The sequence below is a fragment of the Roseivirga sp. YIW32 genome (genome assembly GCF_057219245.1).
Genome location: NZ_JBXVVG010000002.1, coordinates 1,190,662 through 1,206,759 on the forward strand (window position 1 = coordinate 1,190,662; position 16,098 = coordinate 1,206,759).

General features: G+C 42.7%; 18 protein-coding genes and 1 tRNA gene. 13 read left to right on the top strand and 6 right to left on the bottom strand.

The features are described 5' to 3' along the window. Positions 1-26: 26 nt before the first annotated feature. On the top strand, positions 27-926 hold the full coding sequence (locus AC2D6U_RS14105; protein ID WP_484721632.1) for a lysophospholipid acyltransferase family protein: 900 nt from the start codon (positions 27-29) through the stop codon (positions 924-926). Between the two features lie 45 nt (positions 927-971). Here the strand turns inward: AC2D6U_RS14105 and htpG are convergent, their stop codons facing one another. Continuing rightward, positions 972-2,867 carry a molecular chaperone HtpG gene (gene htpG / locus AC2D6U_RS14110; RefSeq protein ID WP_484721633.1) on the bottom strand — a complete coding sequence of 632 codons (1,896 nt, stop codon included), beginning with the start codon at positions 2,865-2,867 and terminating at the stop codon, positions 972-974. 184 nt (positions 2,868-3,051) lie between these two features. Between htpG and AC2D6U_RS14115 the strand changes: the two genes are divergently transcribed. Beyond that, positions 3,052-3,585, top strand: a complete 534-nt coding sequence (locus AC2D6U_RS14115; RefSeq protein WP_484721634.1) for an FKBP-type peptidyl-prolyl cis-trans isomerase — start codon at positions 3,052-3,054, stop codon at positions 3,583-3,585. 43 nt (positions 3,586-3,628) lie between these two features. On the opposite strand, the gene AC2D6U_RS14120 is transcribed toward AC2D6U_RS14115, so the two are convergent. Beyond that, a complete protein-coding gene (locus AC2D6U_RS14120) occupies positions 3,629-4,123 on the bottom strand; it encodes a DUF4293 domain-containing protein (protein ID WP_484721635.1) in 495 nt (164 codons plus the stop codon). Between the two features lie 190 nt (positions 4,124-4,313). On the opposite strand from AC2D6U_RS14120, the gene truA reads away from it, so the two are divergent. From truA to AC2D6U_RS14135, 3 genes are read left to right on the top strand one after another with little or no spacing between them, the layout of a single operon-like run. Beyond that, on the top strand, positions 4,314-5,057 hold the full coding sequence (truA, locus tag AC2D6U_RS14125; protein WP_484721636.1) for a tRNA pseudouridine(38-40) synthase TruA: 744 nt from the start codon (positions 4,314-4,316) through the stop codon (positions 5,055-5,057). Then, positions 5,058-6,833: an ABC transporter ATP-binding protein gene (locus AC2D6U_RS14130; RefSeq protein ID WP_484721637.1), complete on the top strand. Its 1,776-nt coding sequence runs from the start codon at positions 5,058-5,060 to the stop codon at positions 6,831-6,833. It abuts the gene before it with no gap. Positions 6,834-6,835: 2 nt separating this feature from the next. Further along, positions 6,836-7,363, top strand: a complete 528-nt coding sequence (locus tag AC2D6U_RS14135) for a hypothetical protein (protein ID WP_484721638.1) — start codon at positions 6,836-6,838, stop codon at positions 7,361-7,363. Positions 7,364-7,457: 94 nt separating this feature from the next. Here the strand turns inward: AC2D6U_RS14135 and AC2D6U_RS14140 are convergent, their stop codons facing one another. Next, positions 7,458-9,245, bottom strand: coding sequence for an ABC transporter ATP-binding protein (locus tag AC2D6U_RS14140; RefSeq protein ID WP_484721639.1), 1,788 nt, complete (start codon positions 9,243-9,245; stop codon positions 7,458-7,460). Between the two features lie 147 nt (positions 9,246-9,392). Here AC2D6U_RS14140 and AC2D6U_RS14145 point away from each other — a divergent pair, with 147 nt between their 5' ends. From AC2D6U_RS14145 to coaE, 7 genes are all read left to right on the top strand, one after another. Next, a complete protein-coding gene (locus AC2D6U_RS14145; protein WP_484721640.1) occupies positions 9,393-10,496 on the top strand; it encodes a Glu/Leu/Phe/Val dehydrogenase dimerization domain-containing protein in 1,104 nt (367 codons plus the stop codon). Positions 10,497-10,597: 101 nt separating this feature from the next. After that, positions 10,598-11,743: a transcription antitermination factor NusB gene (gene nusB, locus AC2D6U_RS14150; RefSeq protein WP_484721641.1), complete on the top strand. Its 1,146-nt coding sequence runs from the start codon at positions 10,598-10,600 to the stop codon at positions 11,741-11,743. Continuing rightward, positions 11,744-12,049 (top strand): YtxH domain-containing protein, encoded by a 306-nt coding sequence (locus tag AC2D6U_RS14155; RefSeq protein WP_484721642.1) that lies wholly within the window; start codon positions 11,744-11,746, stop codon positions 12,047-12,049. It abuts the gene before it with no gap. A 13-nt stretch (positions 12,050-12,062) separates the two neighbouring features. Further along, positions 12,063-12,590 carry a DUF1573 domain-containing protein gene (locus AC2D6U_RS14160; protein ID WP_484721643.1) on the top strand — a complete coding sequence of 176 codons (528 nt, stop codon included), beginning with the start codon at positions 12,063-12,065 and terminating at the stop codon, positions 12,588-12,590. 7 nt (positions 12,591-12,597) lie between these two features. Then, a complete protein-coding gene (gene yajC, locus AC2D6U_RS14165) occupies positions 12,598-12,921 on the top strand; it encodes a preprotein translocase subunit YajC (RefSeq protein WP_484721644.1) in 324 nt (107 codons plus the stop codon). Positions 12,922-13,005: 84 nt separating this feature from the next. Beyond that, positions 13,006-13,890, top strand: a complete 885-nt coding sequence (locus tag AC2D6U_RS14170) for a YbbR-like domain-containing protein (RefSeq protein WP_484721645.1) — start codon at positions 13,006-13,008, stop codon at positions 13,888-13,890. Next, a complete protein-coding gene (gene coaE / locus AC2D6U_RS14175; protein ID WP_484721646.1) occupies positions 13,887-14,483 on the top strand; it encodes a dephospho-CoA kinase in 597 nt (198 codons plus the stop codon). Before AC2D6U_RS14170 ends, coaE begins: the two co-directional genes overlap by 4 nt. Here the strand turns inward: coaE and AC2D6U_RS14180 are convergent. Both AC2D6U_RS14180 and AC2D6U_RS14185 read right to left on the bottom strand, forming a co-directional pair. Then, on the bottom strand, positions 14,469-14,726 hold the full coding sequence (locus AC2D6U_RS14180; protein ID WP_484721647.1) for a hypothetical protein: 258 nt from the start codon (positions 14,724-14,726) through the stop codon (positions 14,469-14,471). The genes coaE and AC2D6U_RS14180 overlap by 15 nt on opposite strands. Positions 14,727-14,752: 26 nt before the next feature. Further along, positions 14,753-15,130 carry a hypothetical protein gene (locus AC2D6U_RS14185; RefSeq protein ID WP_484721648.1) on the bottom strand — a complete coding sequence of 126 codons (378 nt, stop codon included), beginning with the start codon at positions 15,128-15,130 and terminating at the stop codon, positions 14,753-14,755. 200 nt (positions 15,131-15,330) lie between these two features. On the opposite strand from AC2D6U_RS14185, the gene AC2D6U_RS14190 reads away from it, so the two are divergent. Continuing rightward, positions 15,331-15,873, top strand: coding sequence for a hypothetical protein (locus tag AC2D6U_RS14190; protein WP_484721649.1), 543 nt, complete (start codon positions 15,331-15,333; stop codon positions 15,871-15,873). Positions 15,874-15,966: 93 nt separating this feature from the next. Here the strand turns inward: AC2D6U_RS14190 and AC2D6U_RS14195 are convergent. Beyond that, positions 15,967-16,042, bottom strand: a tRNA-His gene (locus AC2D6U_RS14195). Positions 16,043-16,098: the final 56 nt, after the last annotated feature.

The following is a 16,098-nucleotide window of genomic DNA, read 5'->3' on the forward strand; positions in this document are numbered from 1 at the left end:
CAATAAACATTTTTCTTAGTAGTGACATGTTGTACGTTGTAGTCAACTTTTTTTCACGTTTGCCTTTTGGATTCCTCTACTTAGTAGGAGATTTCATGGCATGGTTGGCTTATTACGTGACCAAATACCGTCGTGCCATTGTGTTTACCAATTTGAACAACTCCTTCCCCGAAGCGAGTGCTAAAGAGATCAGCCAGAAGGCGCGAAGCTTTTACCGTCATTTCTTTCAAGTGCTTGTTGAAACGCTGAAGGCGAAACACTTCCAAGATGAAGATTGGCGCAAGAGAGTAAGCGCAACGAACCCAGAAGTATTAGCGCCTTATTTAAATCGAGGCCAATCGATCCTATTGATGACGGGACATGTTGCCAATTGGGAATGGGCAGCAGGAGGAGTGAATGTGTCAATTGATGCTCCCTTAAGTGTATTGTACAAGCGCATCAAGGACCCTGTTTTTGGTCAATTGATGCACGACATCAGAAGCAAAGGAGGGGTGAATTTGGTGGAAAAGGACAGTGCCTTAAGGTACTTGGTCAAAACCAAAAATGATCAACAGGTCATTGGTATCATTAGTGATCAAATTCCCTCAAGAGGAGCGGAAAAATATTGGATCAATTTTTTAAATCAAGAGACTGCTTTTTATAGAGGAGCAGAAAAATTTTCCAAGTTGCTCAAAACACCGGTTTTCTATTTAGACATGCGAAAAACGAAACGTGGCTTTTATGAAATTAGCTTTGAAGAGTTGTATGAAGGCACTTCCGAGCTAAGTGAAGGCGACGTGATTCGCCGGTATGCAAAGAAGCTTGAAGAAACCATCACAGCAAGGCCATCGGATTATTTGTGGTCACACAGAAGATGGAAATATACGAAGGAGGAGGCCATAAAAGTGACGGGTAAGCCTTTCCAAGTGATAAATGCGGGGGAATAAAAAAGGCCAGTCAACTGACTGGCCTTTTTCGAAAAGGTGGTGTCCTTATTTCGTTAAGAGCTCTGTGCTTTTCTTAATGAATTCGGTAAGGTCTTTGCCTTCTAGCAATCCTTGCGATAGTAGTGCAAGATCAAAAGCCTGTTTGGCAATTCCTTTTTGGCCGTCATCGCCATCAGCCTTCAAGATCTTATCTGCTAATGGGTGGTTACCGTTCACTGATACGTCGTAGCTGTCTGGCATGGAGCCGAACATGTTGAACCCGCCTCCACCTCCGGTGGCCTGCATTTCCTTCATTCTTCTCATGAATTCAGGCATGGTCACGGTAACAGGTGCATCAGAAGGAGAGAGTGCCTCGATATTCACCGTGTAATTTTTGTTATCGATCGCTCCGTCAAAAATGCCTTTGAGCTTTTCCTTGTCATCATCAGACAGCACCAAGTCTACTTTTTCATCTTTCTCAATGAGTTTGTTGAGGTTGTCTGCATCCACACGTTTGATCTGGGTTTTCTCCAATTTCATTTCCATGTGGTTGATGAAATGCGAATCGATCGGCGAGTCAAAGACCAAAACATCGTAGCCTTTGTCTGTCGCTGCTTGTACAAAACTGTCCTGACGAGCTGGATCTGATGCGTATAACCAGATCTTGTTGCCGTCTTTGTCCGTTTGGTTCGTTTCGATCTGCTTCGCGTACTCATCGAGCGTAAAGGCCTTACCTGCTGTGTTTTTCACTAAGGCAAAGTCTTTGGCCTTTTCATAGAATTTCTCTTCTGAGATCATTCCGTACTTCACAAAAAGTCCGATATCATTCCATTTGCTCTCGTAAGATTCACGTTCTTTTTTGAACAACTCACCCAGTTTATCTGCGACTTTTTTGGTGATGTAGGTATTGATCTTTTTAACCGCACCATCCGACTGTAGATAGGAACGAGAAACGTTCAACGGAATGTCTGGAGAGTCAATGACACCGTGAAGAAGCATTAGGAATTCTGGTACTACATCTTTCACCTCATCAGTGATGAACACCTGGCGAGAATAAAGTTGAATCTTATTCTTCTGCATCTCGAAATCGTTCTTCAATTTCGGGAAATACAAGATACCAGTAAGTTCAAATGGATAGTCAACATTCAAGTGGATCCAGAACAAAGGGTCTTCTGAGAAAGGATAAAGCTCCTTGTAGAATTTCAAATAATCCTCATCCGTCAGATCCGAAGGCGATTTGGTCCAGATCGGATCGGTATTGTTGATGATGTTGTCCTTCTTGACGGTTTTGTATTTCGGTTTACCATCCTTGTCTTCACCATCCTGTACTTGCTCATCTTTCTCACCGAATTTTACTTCTACCGGTAAGAACTTTGCATATTTGTCCAGAATTCCCTGAATTTTAAAGTCATCTAAAAACTCTTCGGAGTCTTTGTTCACGTGAAGAGTGATGGTGGTTCCTCTCTTCTTTCGTTTGCCATCTTTGATTTCAAATTCGGTAGAGCCATCGCAGATCCACTTAGCCGGCTCAGCACCTTCTTGATAGGATAGAGAGTCGATCTCTACTTTATCGGCTACCATAAAGGCGGAATAGAAACCCAATCCAAACTTACCGATGATCTCTTTCGCGTCTCCCGCGTCTTTGAATTTCTCTACAAATTCAGTCGCTCCGGAGAAAGCAATCTGATTGATGTACTTTTTGATCTCCTCAGCAGTCATTCCAATACCAGAATCGCTGATGGTGATGGTTTTTTTCTTCTTGTTGACGCTAACTTCTACACGAGTTTCTCCCAGGTCTCCTGTATATTCTCCAAGTGAAGCCAAACGCTTGATCTTTTGTGTGGCATCCACAGCATTTGACACTAATTCTCTTAAAAAGATCTCATGATCGGAGTAAAGGAACTTTTTAATGATCGGGAAAATATTCTCGGTGTGTATCGAGATAGTACCTTTTTCTTGCATAACGTTTTGTCAGTTTGTTGAACTGCTTCCTCCAAAGTCAAATGCCATACCAAGGTAAAAAGTGTGACAGATTGTCAAACCGTAGGAAGATATTGTCAGTTTTTGTTCCTGTCCAACGATTGTTGATGACTAACAGACGGCTTGTCACTTTTCATCGTTAATTTTACACCAATAAATGAAAGGAATGATGAAGAAGTGGATGTTGAGCTTGGCAGTGCTCGCACTTGTCGCATGTAATAATGATGATGATTTTGAGGTGTACGATGCTGAAGCGCAATGGGCAATTGACAAGCAAGTAATTGCCGACTATTTGAGCGGAGAAGGAATAAGTGCAAAAGAGGATTCCCTTACAGGTATTCGATACGTGATTTTATCAGAAGGTCCGGAAGAGGTTTATCCGGAAGTCGGCGATAGTGTTTCCGTGGATTACGAACTCTATAATTTCGAGGGCGAACTGCTGGATACATCGGTGGAGGAAGTGGCACGCGAAGGGAATATCTACAATGAAAATAGAAGTTACGCTCCGTTGGTTTTTGTATTGGGGACAAGAAATTTGATCGCAGGCTTTCAGCGTGGCACCCAATTACTGAATGAAGGAGGGTCCGGAGATTTTTACATTCCTTCGGTCTACGCCTACCAAAACAGAGGTTCAAGTTCAGGCAACATTGCTCCCAATGAGAATATCCTGTTTAGGATCAGTTTACTTAAGCTGAATTAAAAAATAGTATGTTGTAGTAGCTCCTTTGATCAAAAGGTCAAGTTTATCTTAAACGATCGACTGACCTGACGAGCTTCTCATCTTTACGAATGAAACGGTTAGAGAGCAAATTGAGCAGCATGGCGCCAGCAGGCAGATAAAACCCTGTGGTGATACTTCCTTGTCCTTCGATCAATGGTTCGTTTTGATAAATGATGTAAAAACTAATGCCTAAGGTGGCCGCCATGATCAGGGCATTGAGTGCGCCAAGTTTCATTTGGGTTAACCTATTCTTAAAGGAGAAGATCGAAGCAAACGCAATGATGGAAGCTAAAAAACCTAGAACTCCAATATACCATTTCGACTCGCTGCTCAATACGACATCATCTGAGGTGTCGTTGAGGGTTCCATTGGTGTCGATCAATTCTAATTTGAATCCAGAAAGCAAACGCAGTTGATCATTTGCTGCATCCAATTCACCCCAAATGTTTGAAAAAGCCACCATGGCCATGGCAATTGCCACTAACAAAAGTAAAACTGTCTGAACGCGCTGTATCATTTTCTCAATTTTGCTGCAAATATAGGTAGTCATTTATTGCGATCTACCATTCTTAAAAGAGAAGTGACTTTTTAGCATTAGGAATTAGTTTTTCTTTCACCATGCACCACGTACCGGACTTACAAACTCAAACGCTCAACTCAAGTCAGATTCCAATCCTTCTGCTAAATTTGAAGTTTCAAGCTTAACCATGCGCTACTTCCTAGACATTTCTTACAAGGGCACTAACTACCACGGTTGGCAGATTCAGCCCAATGCGCACACGGTGCAGGCAGAACTAGAGGGCGCCTTGACCAAACTCTTTCGGACGCCAACCCCGCTAACGGGAAGCGGAAGAACTGATACAGGGGTTCATGCCTTGCAACAAGTGGCGCATTTCGATGCGGAAGAGCTCATGCCTCCGGAGCAAATTGCCTTTAAGCTTAATGCCATGCTGCCAAATGATGTGGTGGTGAAGACATGCTGCGAGGTGCAACCAACGGCCCATGCGCGTTTCGATGCCATTGAACGTGGCTATATTTACCGAATCAAAACCGAACGATCGCCTTTTGGCGCTCATGAATGGCTCTATATTCGACATAAGTTAGACATGGACCTGCTCAACGAGGCCAGCCAAACGCTCGTTGGTACCTATGATTTTGAAAGTTTTAGTAAGGTGAAAACAGAGGTCAATCATTTTATTTGCGACCTTCGCGTGGCCAAATGGGAACGAAACAAGGATGAGTTGGTTTTTCATGTGCGGGCAGACCGTTTCTTGAGAGGAATGATCCGTGCGCTGGTTGGAACATTGATAGAGGTTGGGCGAGGAAAACTTAGTGTGGAGGAGTTTGTTGCTATACGAGAGGCGAAAGACAGAAGGCAGGCTGGTAAAGCCGCATCGCCCGATGGTCTTTATTTAAATAAAGTAGAATACCCATTGGAAATATATCGCTAATTGGAACAAGAGAAGACCAAAGTAAAAAGCGGAAACGTAGTCGATTTTCAGGTACTGAAAAGACTCTTCAGGTTTGCTAAGCCTTACATGAAGCATTTCTACTTTTTAGTTTTTCTTACGCTGTTTTTAGCCGTTTTGACTCCCATTCGACCGATCATAGTCCAAAAGGCGATCGACGAATATGTTCCCGCAGGTGATTATCCCGGCTTAGTCTTTATGATGGGAATCCTGGTTGTTCACCTGATCATCTTAGCGATCGCCCAGTATTCTCATACCTACTTGGCAGGTTGGTTTGGTCAAGTCATCATTCGTGACATTCGGACGCAACTCTATCAGCACCTGATCAAATTGAAACTCAAATTTTTTGATAAAACCCCAATTGGTCGATTGGTTACCCGAAATGTATCTGATATTGAAACCTTGGCCAATGTGTTCTCCGACGGCATTGCTGCCCTTATTGGAGACCTCTTGCAACTTGTCTTCCTCATGGGCTTTATGCTTTATCTCGATTGGAAGTTAACTTTGGTCAGTTTGTCTACTCTTCCATTGTTGATCTTGAGTACATACATTTTCAAGGAGAAGATCAAGGTCACTTTTAACCAAGTGAGAAATGCAGTTTCTAACCTCAATTCCTATGTGCAAGAGCATGTAACCGGAATGAGCATAGTGCAAATTTTTAATGCAGAAGAGCGCGAGTTCGACAAATTCAAAAAGATCAACGCAGAACACAGAAGGGCCCATATTCGATCCGTATTGTATTATGCCATTTACTTTCCTGTGGCTGAGATCATTCAAGCCATTGCCATCGGTATGGCCGTCTGGTATGGTGCACGGAGCATTCTAGTGGATGTGACAGAGGGACCAGGAACCATCATTGCCTTCATCATGTACATCCAGATGTTCTTTAGGCCCATTCGTATGATCGCGGACCGTTTCAATACACTTCAAATGGGTATCGTCAGTTCGAATAGGATCTTTGATTTACTGGATAATAACGACCACATCGACGATAACGGGAGCCACGCTCCGGAAGAAATAAGAGGAGACGTTAGTTTCCAAAACGTATGGTTTGCCTACAATGACGAAAACTACGTGCTGAAAGACCTGAGTTTCGAGGTCAAAGAAGGGGAAACCGTTGCGTTGGTGGGTGCAACGGGCGCAGGAAAAAGTTCCGTGATCAATTTGCTTTCTCGGTTTTATGACATCAACAAAGGAAAGATCAGCATTGATGGCCACGACGTTAAAGAGTTTGATTTAGGGGCATTGCGTCAAAATATTGGGGTCGTGCTACAAGATGTTTTTCTGTTTTCTGACACGATTCGTCAGAACATTACCTTGGGCAACAACGACATTACTGACGAAAAGATCAATGAGGCGGCAGATCTGGTTGGGGCCAGAAAATTCATTGAGCGCTTACCGGGAGGATATGAATACAATGTGATGGAGCGAGGCGCTACCTTAAGCGTTGGCCAGCGTCAGTTGATCTCATTTGTACGGGCTATGGTTTATGATCCTAAGATCATCGTGTTGGATGAAGCCACCTCTTCAGTCGATTCCGAGACGGAGGCCCTCATTCAGCAAGCCATTGAAGTGATGATGAAAGGCAGGACATCCATTGTGATTGCGCATCGCCTTTCAACTATTCAGAATGCAGATCGAATCATTGTGTTGGACAAAGGAGAGATCAAAGAAAGCGGTACGCACAAGGAACTATTGGCCTTGAATGGGTTTTATGCCAATTTGTATCAAATGCAATTCAACGAAGTAGTTGTTTAAAGATGAGTAAGAAGAAATATATCGGCCTGACAATGCTGGTGACAGCAGTCATACTTGTGTCGCTCTACGTTTACCTTGGCGGCTTGAATAAAGTGGAGTATTCCGTCGAAAATGTTAGAGACTACAATTTAGTGGGTCGTCATTTTGAAGGGAAAGCGAAGAGCAGCGAAATAGAGGCTTATTTTTTTGAAGCAAGGAATCTTCTGGCCAACGGTCAATTAGACGGGATTCTTACCTTGGTTCATTACAACGACACGACGTTGGCCGAAGGACAGGTCAAGTTATTCGTGGGTATTTTACTGAATCAGGGCATCGATGCCTTACCTGTAGATTACGATCGCTTGACCATACCCGCTTTTCGAGCGATGCGTGCGACCATTGAGGCACACAATATTGTGATGCCCAGTCCTCAGACCATTGAAAATACACTCAGAGAAAAAGCGGCTGAGTATAGCATCAGATTGCAGGATTTTACCATTGAACAATACCTTGGTGAACGCGAATTGTTGATCGATATGCCGGCGCGTTAAGCCGAGGTTATTGGTTGATTTGGAAGAATGCAATCGGTATCAGGCAAAATAAAGACGCGCTGCATTCGTTTCAGTTGATCACCTAAGTAGCTTTCTAATCAACTGCGTCCTCTTGCTGCAGCTGTTTTTCATAGAGTTCCTTGTACACACCATTTTGAGCCAGCAGCGAGTCATTCGTCCCATGCTCAATGATCTCACCGTCGTCTAAAACAATGATCTTATCAGCCAACTTAGCAGAAGAAACGCGGTGCGAAATGATCACAGAGGTTCTGCCTTTCATAATTCTGGCAAGACTTTGTAAGATGGTGTTTTCGGTATTGGTGTCAACGGCACTTAGGGCATCATCCATGATCAAGATTTTCGGGTTCCTGACAATAGCCCGAGCTATTGAGGTCCGTTGTTTTTGCCCCCCAGATAAGGTGATTCCTCTTTCCCCCAGCATGGTTTCGAAACCGGCAGGAAAATCTGCAATGTTGTCGTAGAGATCCGCATCTTTCGCTGCCTGAATAATTTCTTCTTGGCTGATGGCTTCTCCTCCGAAGGAAATGTTGTTTTTGATGCTATCCGAAAATAAGAAAACATCTTGCGGCACATAGCCCATTTGCGAACGCAGCGAAGAGGTGTTGTATGCTGCGATTTCTCTGTCATCAATGCTTATTTGACCACTTACACTGTCGTATAAGCGCAGGATTAAGTTGGCGATGGTGCTCTTTCCAGATCCCGTGGTTCCGATGATGGCGATAGATTCACCGGGGTTGACACTGAATGAAATGTTTTTTAGCGCCTTGATACCTGAGTCAGGATATGTAAAGCTGACGTTATCAAAAACTAACTTGCCATCAATCTCTTTTTGCAGGTTTTCAGTACTTTGAATGTGATTTTCCTCTATTAAGAATTGATTGATTCGTTTTTGTGAAGCGGCAGCTCGCTGAATGATACTTGTGATCCATCCCAAAGCGGTTACCGGCCAAGTCAACATGTTCACATAAAGTACAAATTCGGCAATGTTTCCGTAGGTGATCTCACCGTTGATGACCTTGGTGCCTCCGATGTAAATGGTGAGGATGATGCTGAGGCCAATGAGGGCCATGATCAAAGGGAAAAACAGGGCATTGACAAAAGTGAGTTTAAGTGATTTGTCTTTGTACTCCTCACTTTGTCGGCTAAAGTGCCTGGCCGAATCCATTTCACGTACGAAGGCTTTGATGACTCTAATGCCGGAAAAAGCTTCTTGTACATGGGTGGACAAATCGGACAAGCTTTCTTGAATCTCTTCAGAGCGTTTATTGATGATGTTATTGACAAAGTAAATGCTAGCCGAGAGTAAAGGAAGGGGCAAGAGTGCATAAAAGGTCAACTCTGCATTGACCCGGAGCATTTCATAGATCACCATGGGAAACAGAATCAACAAGTTGATGCCGTACATTATGCCGGGTCCCAAATACATGCGCACCCGAGTGACATCTTCTGAGATTCGGTTCATCAGGTCACCCGTGTTGTTTTTTCGATAGAAACTCAGCGGTAGGTTTTGGTACTGCTCATAGACCTCATTCTTGAGGTCATATTCGATCTTGCGCGACATCACAATGATGGTTTGCCTGACAAGAAACAGAAAGAACCCACGCAACAAGGCCATCAGGATCATCAATCCCCCAATGATGAGAATGCCGACTTGAAATTCATCAAATAACACTTCGCTCAGGCTGCTGCCTTCAAAGGAGCGATAAAGACCAAAGCTTTCAGTCACGTAGTCAAGCGCATAACGAACCACCCGAGCCGGCCATACCGCAAAATAGTTGGAGATCACCAAGAATATGATGCCAAGGATCAGGAGATTTTTGTACTTGAATAAGTACTTATTTAAGTGACTGAGTTCTTTCACGTTCTTTCAAACAGCATCAATTGATGATTGGTTGCCCTTCAACCCTTATTCTTTAGAATATATGGTTGAATTAATTACATTTGCGCCCGAGGAAAAGCCCTTTCATAGATGCTGAAGGGCAAAAATAAAGGAAACTGACGAAATAGAATGGAAGGTATTCAAGAATTAGAAAAAGTCGGCAGCATTTCGGTTTTTTCTGAAGCCGCAAAATTGGGCCATGAGCAAGTGGTCTATTGCCATGATGAGGCCACGGGTTTAAAAGCCATCATTGGGATTCACAATACGGTATTAGGTCCTGCATTGGGTGGAACCAGAATGTGGAATTATGCTTCGGAAGAAGCAGCAGCAATTGATGTGCTACGACTTTCTCGAGGCATGACCTACAAGGCTGCAGTTTCCGGACTCAATTTAGGAGGCGGCAAAGCCGTGATCATTGGAGATCCGAAGCAATTAAAAAATGAAGCCTTTCTTAGACGCTTTGGAAAGTTCGTCAACAGTCTAGGCGGTAAATACATTACTGCTGAAGACATGAACATGAAGACAAGCGACATGCAGTACATTGGGATGGAAACCAAGCATGTCACAGGCCTACCGGTGGAAATGGGCGGAAGTGGAGATCCATCACCCGTAACAGCCTACGGTGTTTACATGGGGATGAAAGCTTCGGCCAAAAAAGGCTTTGGCAGTGATTCACTAGAAGGGAAGAAAGTTTCTGTACAAGGGGTTGGCCAAGTAGGCATGTACCTTGTCGAGCACCTGACCAAAGAAGGAGCAAAAGTGTTCATTACAGACATCAATGAGGAGCGCTTGCAAATGATCGCCAAGAATACAGGTGCTACTGTTGTTGGGAATGAGGAGATTTACGATTTAGATGTTGATATCTATGCGCCATGTGCTATGGGCGCAACCTTGAATGATGATACCTTGAATCGCATAAAAGCACCGGTCATTTGTGGAGGTGCTAACAACCAATTGGCTGATGAAAAAGTGCATGGACAGCGCATAATGAATGAGCAACGCGTTTATGCGCCTGATTTCGTAGTCAATGCAGGAGGTATCATCAATATCTCCTCAGAGTTGATGGGCAATTACAATCGTGAATTGGCCATGTCTTGGACTGAGAAAATTTATGATACGACGTTGAATATTCTGAACTTAGCAAGTGAAGAAAATATTCCAACGCAGCAAGCGGCAATGCAGATTGCTGAAAAACGAATAGAGGATGTAGGTAGAGTGAAGCTCTCCTTCTAAATTTACTCTCCCTTGCCTAGGAAAATAGGGAAGGGAATTTTTACTTTACTGATACACAAGCTAGCAAAATGCTTAACAGAAGATCTTTGAGAGTCAAGGCCATGCAGTCTCTGTTTGCCTATTATCAATGCAGAGAAGCAAATTTCAACCTCGGACTTGCCGAATTGGAAGAGGAGTTTAAGCCCGATCTTAATTCAATGGAGCCGCAGGATAAAGAGCTGTTGAAGACTCAAAAAAAGGAAGCCAAGAGCTTATTTGCGAATAAGATCCAGGCGATACCCTTACCAGAGAACTTCGAAGCCTCGGTTGAGGCCGAGAGAGCAGCCCAGATAGCCTACAAAAACTTTTTATCCAATGCCAAGTCCGATCGTGAGCGATTAAAGAAAGCCATGATCTTGGATGCTGAATCCTTGAATGACTATTTTTTGTGGAGCATTAGTTTGTTGATTGCCTGGAGTGACTTAAGTAAAACGGAGGCAGACAAAAAATCGAAGCTCTCACCGGAAAAGATGCAGACCGGCGATTATAATTTGTCTAAGAATAAGGTCATCGACTACTTCCGAAAGTCGTCTAAATTCCAAATGGCTGCGTTAAAGCGAAACATTGATTGGTCTTCAGAAGAAGATACGGTCAAGCACTGGTACAAGGATGTCATTAAACGTGACGAAGAGTATGCCGTTTACCGAAGAACAGCAAATCCAGATTTTGAAAAGGACAAGGAAATCGCTGAGTACTTGGTGAAGCAGGTGCTGTTCAAGGCAGACGTGATGTTGTCTTATTTCGAGGAAAAGGACATCAGATGGGTGGAGAATAAGTCGATCATTCGCAGTTTGGTGGCTAGAACGATACGTGATTTAGAAGCGGATGATGACCCCAAGGAATTTGACCTTCCTGACTTTTCGAATAACTGGGAAGAGGATAAGGAGTTCTTTGAGCAAATTTTTGATTGGAGCATCGACCATGACAAAGAATATAGCGAGATCATCGCTGCAAAAACCAAAAATTGGGAGATTGAACGTTTGGCCGTTACGGATCAGATCATATTGAAAATGGCAATATCTGAAATGCTGAATTTTGGCAGTATACCCGTTAAGGTCACTATAAATGAGTATATTGAGCTCTCAAAAAATTACAGCACGCCAAAGAGCAAGCAATTTGTGAATGGTATATTGGATGTAGTATCAAACGAGTTCAAGGAAAAAGGTCGTTTGAAGAAAACAGGAAGAGGACTTTTAGACAATAAGTAAATGAGTAAAGGATCAAGCAATTTATTCGCTTTTGTATTAGGAGCAGCAGCAGGTGCCATTGTCGGCATTCTCTATGCCCCGGATAAAGGAGTGAACACAAGAGATAAACTCTCTTATCAACTCGATAAATACAAAAAACAGTTAGAGACTTTATTAGAAGACCTGATCAACGGAAAAGTGGAGGTGTCTTCTATGGCCAAAGAAAAAGGCCAAAAAGTAGTGGAGGAAGCAAAGCAAAAGGCAGAGCAATTACTCCATGATGTCGACGAGCTGATCGGACAAATCAAATCAACAGAAACAGATTAAATTTAAAATAGCCATGAAATCAAAACTAACGTTAATGAGAGCATTGGCCTTTGTCTTATTGCTGGGCTCATGCGGTGATGCCGAAACAGACAAGAGGTTAGCCAATCTTGAAAGAAGAGTAAATCAATTGGAAAACGGTAATGTGGTCAGAAACACCCAGAGCCCTGTGAGTACACCTTCTGCTCAAGCCATAGAAACCAATGTGTCAGCAAATGCTGCATTTAAGTGGGATAACACCCTATACAATTTTGGTAACATTGCGCAAGGCGAAGTAGTGAATTACACCTTCAAATTTACTAATGTGGGTACGGAAGATCTTTTGATCAAGAGTACTTCTGCTTCATGCGGATGTACAGTACCACAACATACGAAAGCACCAGTCCCTCCGGGTGGAACAGGTGAGATCGTTGTTCGATTTGACAGCAAGGGTAAAAATGGTCAGCAGAATCCTGTGATCACAGTTGTGGCAAATACCAATCCGGCTCAAACTAGATTGAGCTTGAGAGGATTTGTGCAAGTGAATAGCGAGCCTAGGCCATAATTAGCATATGATATTTGATATAGTCTTGCAGTCTCAGCCACAAGGTGGCGGGTGGATGTCCCAACTCTTATTATTCGGTGGGATCGCCTTGGTGTTTTATTTTTTTATGATCAGACCTCAGCAGAAGAAGCAGAAAGATCAGAAGAATTTTATCAATGAGATCAAGAAAGGAGACACCATTGTAACGATCGGTGGGATACATGGTAAAGTGTATGCCCAAGATGAAGAAACAGTTACACTGGAAGTTGATAAAAGCACCAAAATGACTTTTGAAAAAACAGCCATTTCACTTGAGAATAGCAAGAAGAAAGCTGAAAAAGCCAAAAGTTAAGTGAATGCTGAAGAGCTAATCGAACGCTTAAAAAAGTCTTTCTCTGCGCCAAGCAAGAAGGACGAAAGAATAAAGGTGGTTTTGATGTGCATTGTCATATCAACCACCTTTTGGTTTTTTAATGCATTAAATCAAGACAACTATACCTCACAAATTGATTACCCCATTACATGGGATTACGACGCCAGTCGTTTTATTGCTGTCTCGGAAATGCCGACAAGTATTCCGATAGAGGTAAATGGCGGAGGTTGGGACCTTATGACAAGGTCGTTTGGTTTCAATATGAATCCGATGAACATTGCCCTAAACGAACCGGATAATTCTACCTACATGCTGACTTCACAATTGCGTGCAGAATTGAGCAGAAACCTTGACCCTGTTGGTATCAACTTCCTAATTCAAGATTCTTTAAAATACGATATTCAACCCAGGGTTGAACGGCGCTTACACTTGATGTTTGACCCAACTGGGGTGCAATTGGATGCTGATTATCGCCTCAGTGGTAGCTTTCGTTTAAATCCGGATTCGATCACTGTAGAAGGACCAGAGCGCATCGTGCATGAACTGCCTGCTGACCTGATGATCAAGGCCAGCGTTGAAGGAGTAGATGGAGACTTCAAAGGAGAAATTTCACTTCCTGCGTTGCCAGAATTTGTTCAGGCAAAGAGAGAAAAGGTCACGCTCTCGTTTGAGGTTATGCAGTATTTGAAGATGACAGAAAGTAAAACTGTTCAACTCGTTAATTTTCCTGATGATACCTGGCAGACTAATCCTGAGGTCGTACAAGTCGAATATGAGTTAGGGGAGGCTGTTTTTGATGCGACGGATACCAGCCGTATCTCAGTCATAGCAGATTACAACCGATGGAACCCTCAGGATTCAACACTTCTTCTAGAGGTGATCCAAAGAGAGTCCCTTATTGAAAACATTACCCTTTCAAGCCCTACAGTCAAAGCCATTAAAAAGTGAATGCTCCTTTAAAAGTCGGTGTTACCGGTGGCATAGGATCCGGTAAATCAACAGTTTGTAAAATTTTTGAAAGCCTGGGTATTCCAGTTTATTATGCAGATGATCGTGCGAAAGGCTTGTTGGTGGAAGACGAGACTTTAAAGCAAGAGATCATCAGTTTGTTTGGTGCAGCAAGTTATGCCGGGAATCAATTGAATCGTAGCTACTTGGCAGAACGCGTTTTTTCGGATGAAGAAGAGCTGAACAAAATGAATCGAGTGGTACACCCTGCGGTCGCCAAAGACTTTGAACAGTTTATCCACCGACACCAAGGAGAGCAAGTCGTGTTAAAAGAGGCGGCTTTGCTTTTTGAAACGGGTTCTTATCAGCAATTGGATCAAAACATCGTGGTATTAGCCAAAAAGGAAATTAGAATACAACGGGTGCTTTTGCGAGACTTACAACGAACAGAAGAGCAAGTGCTTCAGATCATGAAGAAGCAAACGTCAGATGCACAACGGAAGAAACTAGCCGATTGGCAGATCAATAATAATGGGGATGAATTGATTATTCCGCAAGTGCTAAAGATCTATACTGCCCTAACTGGCAATTGACGAAATACGAATTTGGTCGGCATAAAACTTCATACGGCTGTGCCCATAATCCAGTGGACTTATTTTTTCGATGCGATCAAGTTTGTGATTGTAGAATACTTCGACGTAATGATCATGGATCAAGTATAAATTGATTTTATAGCCATAGTAGCGAATGGAAACCACAAAGGATCCGTCCAAATAGAGTGACTTGATCTGTTGCTCCAGATTAGCTGATAAGAATTGCTCAAAGGCCTTTGGCATAGAATAATTTAGGAAATTATCGCCAATTAGGAATGCAGGACATGATAAAAATGCTTTTTGTATGGGCTTGGAATTTTATAGACGAACAAATAGTGCCCTTTGGTATGGTAGTGGTGATAAGGTGATTTGAACACGAAGCGATACTTACAAAGGGAAGAAAGCGTGTCAACGGCTTCTCGAAAGGAATCTAAACGCCAAGATTTTAAGTGCTTACACTCCAAGTCTTTCATCACTTTCGCCTGAATTTCCAACAAGTCTTCCCCACAAGCTAAGCCTACTCTCCAGATGGTGCCTTCTTTGTCATAGATCGTGTTCGTGTCGATCCAAGATTTAATTTGTTTTAGGGCGCTTGAATCTTTTGAATTGTGGTCGATCATATGTTGGGCTATACTGGTTGTTTTCATATAGTAAGAATTCGAAAGTGGTAGAGTAGCTTCATCTTTGATGAAGGACTTGAATCAAAGAATTAGTGAGTCAATTCCTAATTATGGCCTGACTAAGTATATAGAAATTATTTATAAGACCTGTTTTTACCCATTGGTAGGTATTGAATAGGGTGTTTATTCCAGTTATCTCTGTGCCATAACCGTAGCAGATGGAAGAAATGAGTCTTCAGATTAGACCAAATACACCAAATGAGCAATTCTTGTTGAATGATCAGGATTTTGAAAAACTAGATCGTCAACAGCTCGCCGCTAAACGAGTTGTTGTGCTGAAGAACTGTCGTTTTGACGAAGTCAACTTAGACCGTTTAAGCCTAAAACACATTGAATTGGTGGGATGTCAAATTGCCAACTTGTCCATTTCGTCTTTGATCGATTTACAGACCATTTCAATTCGACACTGCGAAATAAGAAGACTTGAAATAAGTCATAATAAGTGCTTTTCCGAATGCACAATTGAGAAGACCTTGTTCAAATTCGGTAAGGTTCTTTACAATTATGGAAGAATGGATTCAATGATTCATTTCGATCTTTTTGAGAATGAAACGAAGAAACTTCATATCATTTACAATTCGGCAGGGCGTCTCCTGTTGAATCTCCATGGTTATGCGAGAGCCTTCCATTTAATGGGCAATGCTTTTGATCAGATTGAGTTCAAAAATTCGGATGCTCCGCTTGGCGCTGATAAGATGCGCAAGGCTTGAGCAGTTTGTTTGTCTAGGTTAGTAAAAGTTGGACCCGAAAGGGTCCTTTTTTGGCATAAAAAAACCAGTTACTTGAGTAACTGGCTTATTTCTGGGTGGAAGACCGGACTCGAACCGGCGACCTCCTGAACCACAATCAGGCATTCTAACCAACTGAACTACAACCACCGTTTCAACACCATAGGTGTTTGGGTTGGCAAAGGTAAATCAATGGATTGAAATTGC

Excerpts from the sequence above, each read along its gene's own strand:
- AC2D6U_RS14105 (WP_484721632.1), top strand. The coding sequence starts at position 27 with ATGTTGTACGTTGTAGTCAACTTTTTTTCACGTTTGCCTTTTGGATTC.
- htpG (WP_484721633.1), bottom strand. The coding sequence starts at position 2,867 with ATGCAAGAAAAAGGTACTATCTCGATACACACCGAGAATATTTTCCCG.
- AC2D6U_RS14115 (WP_484721634.1), top strand. The coding sequence starts at position 3,052 with ATGATGAAGAAGTGGATGTTGAGCTTGGCAGTGCTCGCACTTGTCGCA.
- AC2D6U_RS14120 (WP_484721635.1), bottom strand. The coding sequence starts at position 4,123 with ATGATACAGCGCGTTCAGACAGTTTTACTTTTGTTAGTGGCAATTGCC.
- truA (WP_484721636.1), top strand. The coding sequence starts at position 4,314 with ATGCGCTACTTCCTAGACATTTCTTACAAGGGCACTAACTACCACGGT.
- AC2D6U_RS14135 (WP_484721638.1), top strand. The coding sequence starts at position 6,836 with ATGAGTAAGAAGAAATATATCGGCCTGACAATGCTGGTGACAGCAGTC.
- AC2D6U_RS14145 (WP_484721640.1), top strand. The coding sequence starts at position 9,393 with ATGGAAGGTATTCAAGAATTAGAAAAAGTCGGCAGCATTTCGGTTTTT.
- nusB (WP_484721641.1), top strand. The coding sequence starts at position 10,598 with ATGCAGTCTCTGTTTGCCTATTATCAATGCAGAGAAGCAAATTTCAAC.
- AC2D6U_RS14155 (WP_484721642.1), top strand. The coding sequence starts at position 11,744 with ATGAGTAAAGGATCAAGCAATTTATTCGCTTTTGTATTAGGAGCAGCA.
- AC2D6U_RS14160 (WP_484721643.1), top strand. The coding sequence starts at position 12,063 with ATGAAATCAAAACTAACGTTAATGAGAGCATTGGCCTTTGTCTTATTG.
- yajC (WP_484721644.1), top strand. The coding sequence starts at position 12,598 with ATGATATTTGATATAGTCTTGCAGTCTCAGCCACAAGGTGGCGGGTGG.
- AC2D6U_RS14170 (WP_484721645.1), top strand. The coding sequence starts at position 13,006 with ATGTGCATTGTCATATCAACCACCTTTTGGTTTTTTAATGCATTAAAT.
- AC2D6U_RS14180 (WP_484721647.1), bottom strand. The coding sequence starts at position 14,726 with ATGCCAAAGGCCTTTGAGCAATTCTTATCAGCTAATCTGGAGCAACAG.
- AC2D6U_RS14185 (WP_484721648.1), bottom strand. The coding sequence starts at position 15,130 with ATGAAAACAACCAGTATAGCCCAACATATGATCGACCACAATTCAAAA.
- AC2D6U_RS14190 (WP_484721649.1), top strand. The coding sequence starts at position 15,331 with ATGAGTCTTCAGATTAGACCAAATACACCAAATGAGCAATTCTTGTTG.